Here is an 8159-nt window from a genome sequence, read left to right on the forward strand (position 1 = left end):
GCAAAACACAACTATCAGTAGTATCAATCACTAACAAGCTATGACACAACATTCTATATCTAAGAACAAATCTTTCTACTGCATTGGGCTTAGTTATCAAAAAGCAGATGCAACTATACGTGGGATGTTTAGTCTTACCCCTGAAAATAAAGACCAATTACTCACTCAAGCTAAAGAAGAAGGCTTTGAGGAGTTTTTACTTATTTCTACTTGTAACCGCACAGAACTCTATGGATATGCCGAACACCCCTTTCAACTCATTCAATTATTATGTAAATATGCCAAAGGCTCGGTAGACGATTTCCAAAAAGTAGGCTATGTAAACAAAAACAAAGAAGCAGTAGAACACCTTTTTAGAGTGGGTACAGGTTTAGATAGCCAAATATTAGGTGATTTTGAAATTATAGGGCAGATGAAACAAGCCTTTGCGCTCTCACGAGACAAAGGATTGGCAAATGCTTTCTTAGAGCGGTTGATGAACTGTGTGATCAATGCCAGCAAACGCATTAAAAATGAAACAGCCTTATCTTCGGGGGCAGCTTCAGTGTCGTTCACAGCGGTACAGTACATTATGCAAAATGTGCCTGAGGTATCACAAAAAAATATTCTCCTCTTTGGAGTAGGTAAGATAGGGCGAAACACTTGCGAAAATCTTATTAAACATACTCAAAACAAGCATATTACCCTTATCAACCGCACACGTGAAAAAGCTGAGCAGGTAGCAGGAAAATTTAATGTAGTAGTGAGAGATTTTGCCGATTTGCAAACCGAAATTAGCAAAGCTGATGTACTTGTAGTTGCTACAGGAGCAGCTACCCCTACTGTACACAAAAAATTTATCAACCCCAATAAACCTATCCTCATTTTAGACCTTTCTATTCCTAAAAATGTAGCGGAAGAGGTTGCGCAACTTCCTAATGTAACCCTTTTGCATATGGATGAACTTTCTAAACGCAAAGATGAAGCCTTAGAACGCCGTAAAGAAGCTATTCCACAAGCTTTGGCAATTATAGAAGAGGTAAAAGGAGAGTTTTTTCAATGGGTAGACAATCGCAAATTTGCACCTACTATCAAAGCGTTGAAAACCAAACTCGAAAGTCTTAAAAATGCTGAAATGGACTTTCATCGCAAGAAGATTAGCGATTTCAACGAGGAACAAGCTGAACTCATTAGCAATCGCATTATTCAAAAAATTACCACTCAGTTTGTAAATCACCTAAAGGACACATCGTCTATCGACGAAAGTATCACTTGGTTACAAGAAGTCTTCCAATTAGAAGTGAGTGCTTAATATAATATTGAAAATATACATAATAGCGAATTATAAACAAGAGAGGCTACCTATATTTAGGTAGCCTCTCTTTTTAGGTTCAAATGTTTTTTCAAAATTCATCTTTAAATTTTTAGAACACTGAGTCGTCTTCTATAAGTTTTAAAACATTTAAGTATTTAGAAGTTTTTAAGTATTTAGCGTCGTTGTAGTAAGCAAAAATCATTGTTTTATCTTTAATGGTGTTAATTACTTGCTTGTAGATGTTAGGAGGCAACACAGGGCAACCCAAACTTCTACCCATACGTCCGTTGCGAGCGATATAGCTTTCGTTAGCATAATCGGCAGTGTGAATTACTACAGCGCGTTTTGCTAAATTGCTGTTGTAACCTTTTTCATCACCGTAGAGCATTAGGCTATAACCGTTGCTACCTTCATAAGTTTCTCCAGTGATATAAAAACCAATGCTACTTTTGTTAGATTCCTCTACATCAGAAAAAGAAGTAGCCAAGCGTTCTCCGCTTTTTTTGCCGTGTGCTACATAAGTGTAGTACACAATTTTCATTTTTTCTAAATCGATAGTATAAAAGCGTTTAGAATTACAATCTTTAGTGAAATCAATAATCGAGAAGAGTTCTTTATCGTTTAAGCGGTGTTGTTTTTTAAGTGATTGATAGCCTATATAAGCATAGCGAAAAGCTTCAAAACTGAGATCATATTGGGCAGCGTTGAGCTCGCTGTATAAATCCTTGATGTTTAGTTCTGCTTTCTTTAAAGCTAATTGGCGTTCTTTACTTAGGTATGTTTGTGCTTTAGCAAAGTACAAAAATGTACTCAAAACAAAGATAAGAAATAAAAAAAAGTACTTTTTGTTCATAGTGTTGTTAAGGGTGTTTTTTTAAATAATACTAAGAAATCATTGCTGGGCGCAAAAGTAGTACATTTTTCTCATATTGTGTATATTTACACACAATTTTAACAATTATTTAACGTTGTAAGCTGGTTTGTGGTAGGTTTTACAAGCATTTATAAGAGGAAGTTGTCTCTACGATGCAAGAATTATACCAATCTAATTAGCAAATTAGCAAATTGGTAAATTGGCAAATTATTACTACTTTTGCTTTCTGATTGAAAATAACAACTTTATGCGCATACTGCTTATCGCTCTTTTCTTCTTTTGTTTTAGCACTGCTTTAGCCCAAAAAGCAGATGCTGAAACAGTGCGCTTTATAATGTCGCTTGATACGGTGAAAGAAAACCAACAACCCACTACAATCAAACAATTTATAGCTGAAACATTTTCATCTCAGCAGCGGGGTAACTCTCCTGCTTATTGGCTTACCAAAGAACGCTTGCTAAAAGCCGAAAAGAAAAAAGATAGTATTGCTTATGCTTTAAATGCAGTACAACTGAAAGATAATCAATACGAATTGGCAGTTTTGCACTTTGTGGAAAGCTTGCAGGCAAAAAACGAGTACAAATCGTTAGCGCCTCACCAAACAGTAAAAGCACTCTTGCAACAAACTCAAATAGCAGAACAACATCATTGCAGGAATGTATACAGATTATACGACGAGTTAGCTAAGTATGCTTACCTAAATGCACTGAGTTTTGGTAACTATACCGAAAGCAAAAAATACGTACAACAGTATATAGACCACCACCCTTACAAGCAGCACCCCCGCGTGCGACAACGGTATTACGATATCTGTTGTATGATTGCCCTCAGCGAGAAAAACATCAATGATTTTGAAAAATACTACGCATTAGCAGCTCCTTTAGCCAAAAAAATGAACGAGCCCGAAGCCCTCAATCGCTTGCGTCAGTTTGAAGCCGAATACTACAAACTCACAGGCAAAAACGCACAGTCGCTGGCGATAATGCAACAGAGTTTTCAAGTGGCAAAAAAACGCCATAACCTTTCCCCTCAGTTGCTTCTCAATATGTCGCGTACCTTTCTGCAAAACAAACAGTACGATTCGGCTATCTACTACTCGCGCGAGGCAATTGCAATGAATCGCGCTATCGGTGCCGACCCCGCAAACAGTTTCAATTACTACCGCGCTCTCAACGAGGCATACAGAAAGAAAGGTGATTACCGCAATGCTTACTACGCACTCGATACTGTACTCACCCTATTTGCAGCTCGCGAAAAATCCATACAAGCCGATAAAAACAACGAATTGCTCACTCAGTTCCAAACCGAGAAAAAAGACCTGCAAATCAAAGCACTGAAAATGGATAATGAGCTGAGTGAAAAGAGAATTTCTCAACAGAAGTTCCTTATTATAGCTATTGTATTCTTTCTGGGGATAATTTTAGTGTTGTTCTACCTATTTTACAACCGTAGGCTGTTGAAAGCTAAAAACAAACAACTCCAAGCTGAAAACAAACAATTGCTCTTGGAGCAACAAACCCGACAATTACAACTAAATCCGCATTTTATATACAACGCAATCGCTAACCTGCAAGGACTTATCGGCGACCAGCAAACTGAACGCGCCAATAGTTATCTCGTAGCTTTCTCTCAATTTATTAGAAAACAATTGGAGTTAAACCGCGAAGAGACTATCACCTTACAAGAGGAAATAGAAGCCATTGAAATTTATGTAAAACTTCAGCAAATGCGATATGAGAACCGTTTTACTTTTCACGTGGAAACCGATTTGGATACCGAAGCCTACTTGCTCCCTCCTATGCTCATTCAGCCTTTTGTAGAAAATGCTATTGAACACGGCTTTAAAAATATCAACTACCAAGGAATACTCACACTCACTATAGAAGAAAAAGATAACAAACTGCATCTTATCCTTATTGATAATGGCAATGGCAAAGGGGTATCTAACCCTCATAAAAAATCGCTTTCTAAACTGATTACCCAAGAGCGTTTAGACCTTTTGTTTAACACCCAACAAAAAGGCAATGCTTATTTTGATGCTGCTCCCTTGTCCCCTCCCGAAATGGGATACCGAGTAATAATTGTAATCCCAGTAATACCCTCTTAACTGATATGAAAGTTTATATTTTAGAAGACGAAACTAATATTTTAAAGTACCTCATCTCCTTAGTTGAGGCACTTCCGTTTGTGCAAATTGTAGGCTATGCTTCCGAAATTGTTAAAGCTGAAAAAGAGATTCCTGTTTTGCAACCCGAGCTCATCCTTTCGGATATTCAGCTTGCCGATGGCAATAGTTTTACACTTTTTTCACGGATAAAAACTGATAGTTTGCAGATTATCTTTATCACCGCCTTCAATCAGTTTGCTATGGAAGCCCTAAATTTAGGCGCTTTTGCCTATCTGCTAAAACCCATAGACAAAACTACTTTAAACGATACCCTATTGCGCTGTTACCAAAAACAAGAGCAATATAAGTTCAATCAACATCAAATGCAATTGGCAATGCAGTATTACACCGAAAAGAAAGAAGTGACCAAACTCGCACTCAAAACAGCTGATTGCATACAAATAGTGCCCGTACAAGATATTGTGTATTGCCAAAGTGATAAAGGTTATACTACCTTCTACCTTGCCGATAAACAGCAAATAGTAGTGAGTAAAGTGCTAAAAGAATACGAATCGCTGTTGCCCGAAACTCAATTTGTGCGTTGCCACCAGTCGTATTTAGTGAATAGCACCTATATAAAGAAGTACTACAAAGATGGACTCTTAGAACTTACTACCGGTCATACGCTCCCCGTATCCGACCGCAAACGCGAATACGTACAAGAATTTTTGTTGAAAAACTAATTAATGTGAGTTCGACGTAAGAAAAGTTATTTTTTATTTGCAAAAAAGGGATAGTTTTAGTAACTTTGTAGTTTGAAAATCAAAAGTTTAACTAAAAGACTATCCCTATGTTATCATAGACACAAAGTTACGGAAATTTTCTTTATAATAGACGAATTTGACAAGAATTTTGAAAAAATAGTCTCTGACCATAGCCTTGTGCAAAATACTGACTTAAAACAGAGAAATCGTAAATCAACTTTATCTGATAGTGAGGTTATGACTATTCTAATTCTCTTTCATTCAGGTCATTATAGAGATTTAAAACATTACTATATCAATCACATAAAGAAGCATATGAAAAGTGAATTCCCACAAACTGTATCCTACAATCGATTCGTTGAATTGCAAAAGAAAGTAGTTGTAAAATTAGCTATATTCTTGAAAATGTTTTGTTTAGGAAAATGTACTGTCATTTCGTATATTGATTCTACCCCCATAAGATTTTGTCATATCAAACGTGAAAAACAACATAAAGTATTCAAAGGATTTGCCCAAAAAGAACAATGTTCTTTAGGCTGGTTCTATGGATTTAAGTTACATCTAATCATTATGGTAGCAAGTTGTGTTTTGAGCAGCTGAAAACCTTTTAGGCTGCTCAAAACTACTTGTGTGAAAGGGAGCGCAAAACACCGCACTCTGAAGTTGTAGCGATTAGGTCATTCTGCATTGTGATTTTCGTTGTGCCCTTTGTCTTTTATGGTGATTTTACCACCTACTGAGCACATACAATAGGAGTTTTCTGTAAGTATTTTTTGCCCGTTGATAGTGTCTTTCTCTGCTGCATCTTCCCATTGAATAGGAGCAGGCACACAAGGTAAATAACCACCAGAAGAAGGTTTTAGTTTGCATTGCTTAAAAGGCTGTATATTGGAATTCGCTTGCTTGTCCTCCTCTGTAGCCATAGCTTTACCCTCAATAGTTACAAAATCTTGACTTGTAACAGTGAGTTTACTCGTTGCTGTACCTTGATTGCAACTGAGTTCTGCAGTATCAGTGATGATTTGTGGCATAATGATTAAGTTTTAAATTAACTTAGAAATAACCTTTCCCACCAAGGGCGTGTTTTTACATATAGTTCCCACTCTTTTTTAGTGAAAGCCCTATCGTTATAAAGGCGGTAAGTGCCAGCAGGGTAATAGCCGCCTTGTTTATAGGGTACACCTAACTCTTTAGGCTGAGTGGTTTCTTCTATGAAGAGGGAGGTTGTGTTACCTTTTTTCATCTCTAAATAACGATAAAAGGGAGGTTTTTCTCCATCATTTCTTTTGAAATAGCTCGTTTTGAAAAGAGTTTTTCCTGTATTGACATCTACAAGTATATAGGTTCTTTCTCCATATATGTTTACTAATCCTTTAGGGTCAAAAGAAATAGAAAAATATTTATTCCCCTCATTGTCAGTTTCTAAACCTACAATAGGGCTATTAATTTCTCCTTCTATATCAATGTCATATTCTTTTTTTATTTTTTCAATAAGTTCTTTTATTGAAAATTTATATGATTTATCATAATCAATTTCTTTCTTTATTCTTCCCATTTCATCATAATACACCCATTTCCCAGTTGGGATATTATAAAAGCTTTGCCCTTTTAGTACTAAAATTTCTGTTTTTCTACTATAAGACCAAAAACATTCCCAAGGAGTTAGCGTATTTGTCTCCTCTATTTGAAAAGTATCACTAAATTTTGAAATGCGTACTCTTTTATTATCTTTTTTAAAGTACCAATCTTCTTCTGTATTGGAATAACTTGGTTCTGTCTCCCAATCTTTGTATTCTGTTTTTTGTACAAATTCTTTCATGGTTATTTGACTTATTAGATGGTTTGAAATAAATAACATTATGATTAATACTATCTTATTCATTTATTTGTAAATTAAAGATTAAACGTTCGTAGATTTGGATTTATAATCAGCCATTGCCAATGCCAAGTAGTAAATTTATTAAGTGTGCCATAACTCATTATATTGGTTGTAGAACCATAGAAATAGATATATTTTTTATTACTACGATCATATGGTATAATAACTTCATCATGCATCATTAGTTTTGTCTCATACCCATCTATTTTCACAAACTTAACTTCTCTGTGTGTGTGATAAAGTCCTAGTCCGTGTAAGGTTTCGTGGGCTAAAGTGTAATCTTCATTTCCACGAGGTAAAGTAAATATAATAACATTTTCAGTTTTTATATCTTGTGTTTCTCCTAATAATCCATCTTTATTTGACTCTACACCAAACTTAAATATAGTAAAGTAATTATCTCTATATCTCGCATTCTGTTGAAAAAACAGTTCTTGTAACCGATTATAAACTCTCTCTCTTATTGTAGGACTAGTCATTTGTATTTTTCCATCTGCAATGAAATCACCACCTATCTGAAATTCAGAATTAGATGATAAATTAAGTGTAGTATATTCTACTATGGGTATAATTAATGCTTGATGTAGAGCATTATAAAGCATTGTTTTTTCCTCCAGAGAGAAATCCTCTCTTTCATTTTTCCCATTTTTATCAATATCTGTCTCTATTTTTACTAATACAATTTTCTTCTCTTTTCGAGTACTACGATCATTTTTTAGAATAATGAGCTTTCCTGCTAATTTAGCTTCTTCTCTATTATGAGTTCCCTTAGGGTAGGCATAAATACATATTTCTTCATTTTTATCTAAATCTTGATTACAAGTTATCGTAATTGTTCCTCCTTTTTTGAGTGAAGTCGTGTTTTTATCTGTTAGCCCCTCTGTTCTTATATTAATTCTTTCAGGATTAGTACATTCAATATAAAAACTTTCTAACTCTCTTTCAATTCCCACTATTAATTGTAATGTAGCTTCATATTTAGGACGTGCAAATGGTGCTATCCCTAATGTATCAACAAAAGTTTTTGAAAAAAGAGTAAGGTAAGGAGCAAAGTACTCATTTTCATCTATACCATCAATTTGCATAGGATGATGTTCGTACTCACCTCTTAGTTGAGAGTAAGCTTCATCTTTTGTTAAATCTCTCCTCTTGCCGTGCTCATCTTCTTTTGTTGACTATCCACTTGATATGATATCTTTATATGCTAACTCATTTTTAAATGGAAAATACTTATCTCTCAT

General features: G+C 35.3%; 7 protein-coding genes and 1 pseudogene. 4 read left to right on the top strand and 4 right to left on the bottom strand.

Translation table 11 applies throughout. From position 1 onward, the window contains the following. Positions 1 to 40 precede the first annotated feature (40 nt). Positions 41 to 1291 carry a glutamyl-tRNA reductase gene (gene hemA, locus I7X29_RS07640; RefSeq protein ID WP_198473727.1) on the top strand — a complete coding sequence of 417 codons (1251 nt, stop codon included), beginning with the start codon at positions 41 to 43 and terminating at the stop codon, positions 1289 to 1291. A 112-nt stretch (positions 1292 to 1403) separates the two neighbouring features. Here the strand turns inward: hemA and I7X29_RS07645 are convergent, their stop codons facing one another. Further along, positions 1404 to 2147: a murein L,D-transpeptidase catalytic domain family protein gene (locus I7X29_RS07645; RefSeq protein WP_198473729.1), complete on the bottom strand. Its 744-nt coding sequence runs from the start codon at positions 2145 to 2147 to the stop codon at positions 1404 to 1406. Positions 2148 to 2415: 268 nt separating this feature from the next. Between I7X29_RS07645 and I7X29_RS07650 the strand changes: the two genes are divergently transcribed. From I7X29_RS07650 to I7X29_RS15740, 3 genes and pseudogenes are all read left to right on the top strand, one after another. Continuing rightward, a complete protein-coding gene (locus tag I7X29_RS07650) occupies positions 2416 to 4275 on the top strand; it encodes a histidine kinase (RefSeq protein WP_198473731.1) in 1860 nt (619 codons plus the stop codon). Between the two features lie 5 nt (positions 4276 to 4280). Further along, positions 4281 to 5018, top strand: a complete 738-nt coding sequence (locus I7X29_RS07655; RefSeq protein ID WP_198473733.1) for a LytR/AlgR family response regulator transcription factor — start codon at positions 4281 to 4283, stop codon at positions 5016 to 5018. A 78-nt stretch (positions 5019 to 5096) separates the two neighbouring features. Further along, a pseudogene (locus I7X29_RS15740) lies at positions 5097 to 5609 on the top strand (transposase); the annotation flags it as partial. Positions 5610 to 5716: 107 nt separating this feature from the next. Here the strand turns inward: I7X29_RS15740 and I7X29_RS07665 are convergent. The 3 genes from I7X29_RS07665 to I7X29_RS07675 are packed head-to-tail and all read right to left on the bottom strand — an operon-like array spanning position 5717 to position 8003. Continuing rightward, positions 5717 to 6070 (bottom strand): DUF4280 domain-containing protein, encoded by a 354-nt coding sequence (locus I7X29_RS07665; RefSeq protein ID WP_198473737.1) that lies wholly within the window; start codon positions 6068 to 6070, stop codon positions 5717 to 5719. Between the two features lie 17 nt (positions 6071 to 6087). Continuing rightward, positions 6088 to 6921, bottom strand: coding sequence for a hypothetical protein (locus I7X29_RS07670; RefSeq protein WP_198473739.1), 834 nt, complete (start codon positions 6919 to 6921; stop codon positions 6088 to 6090). A gap of 11 nt (positions 6922 to 6932) precedes the next feature. After that, positions 6933 to 8003, bottom strand: a complete 1071-nt coding sequence (locus I7X29_RS07675) for a zinc metalloprotease (RefSeq protein WP_198473741.1) — start codon at positions 8001 to 8003, stop codon at positions 6933 to 6935. Between the last annotated feature and the right edge of the window lie 156 nt (positions 8004 to 8159).

The organism is Capnocytophaga periodontitidis (assembly GCF_016126015.1).
GTDB classification, from domain to species: Bacteria; Bacteroidota; Bacteroidia; order Flavobacteriales; family Flavobacteriaceae; genus Capnocytophaga; species Capnocytophaga periodontitidis.

Bases quoted from the DNA above. Each gene is read 5' to 3' on its own strand.
- hemA (WP_198473727.1), top strand. From the start codon at position 41: ATGACACAACATTCTATATCTAAGAACAAATCTTTCTACTGCATTGGG.
- I7X29_RS07645 (WP_198473729.1), bottom strand. From the start codon at position 2,147: ATGAACAAAAAGTACTTTTTTTTATTTCTTATCTTTGTTTTGAGTACA.
- I7X29_RS07650 (WP_198473731.1), top strand. From the start codon at position 2,416: ATGCGCATACTGCTTATCGCTCTTTTCTTCTTTTGTTTTAGCACTGCT.
- I7X29_RS07655 (WP_198473733.1), top strand. From the start codon at position 4,281: ATGAAAGTTTATATTTTAGAAGACGAAACTAATATTTTAAAGTACCTC.
- I7X29_RS07665 (WP_198473737.1), bottom strand. From the start codon at position 6,070: ATGCCACAAATCATCACTGATACTGCAGAACTCAGTTGCAATCAAGGT.
- I7X29_RS07670 (WP_198473739.1), bottom strand. From the start codon at position 6,921: ATGAATAAGATAGTATTAATCATAATGTTATTTATTTCAAACCATCTA.
- I7X29_RS07675 (WP_198473741.1), bottom strand. From the start codon at position 8,003: ATGCAAATTGATGGTATAGATGAAAATGAGTACTTTGCTCCTTACCTT.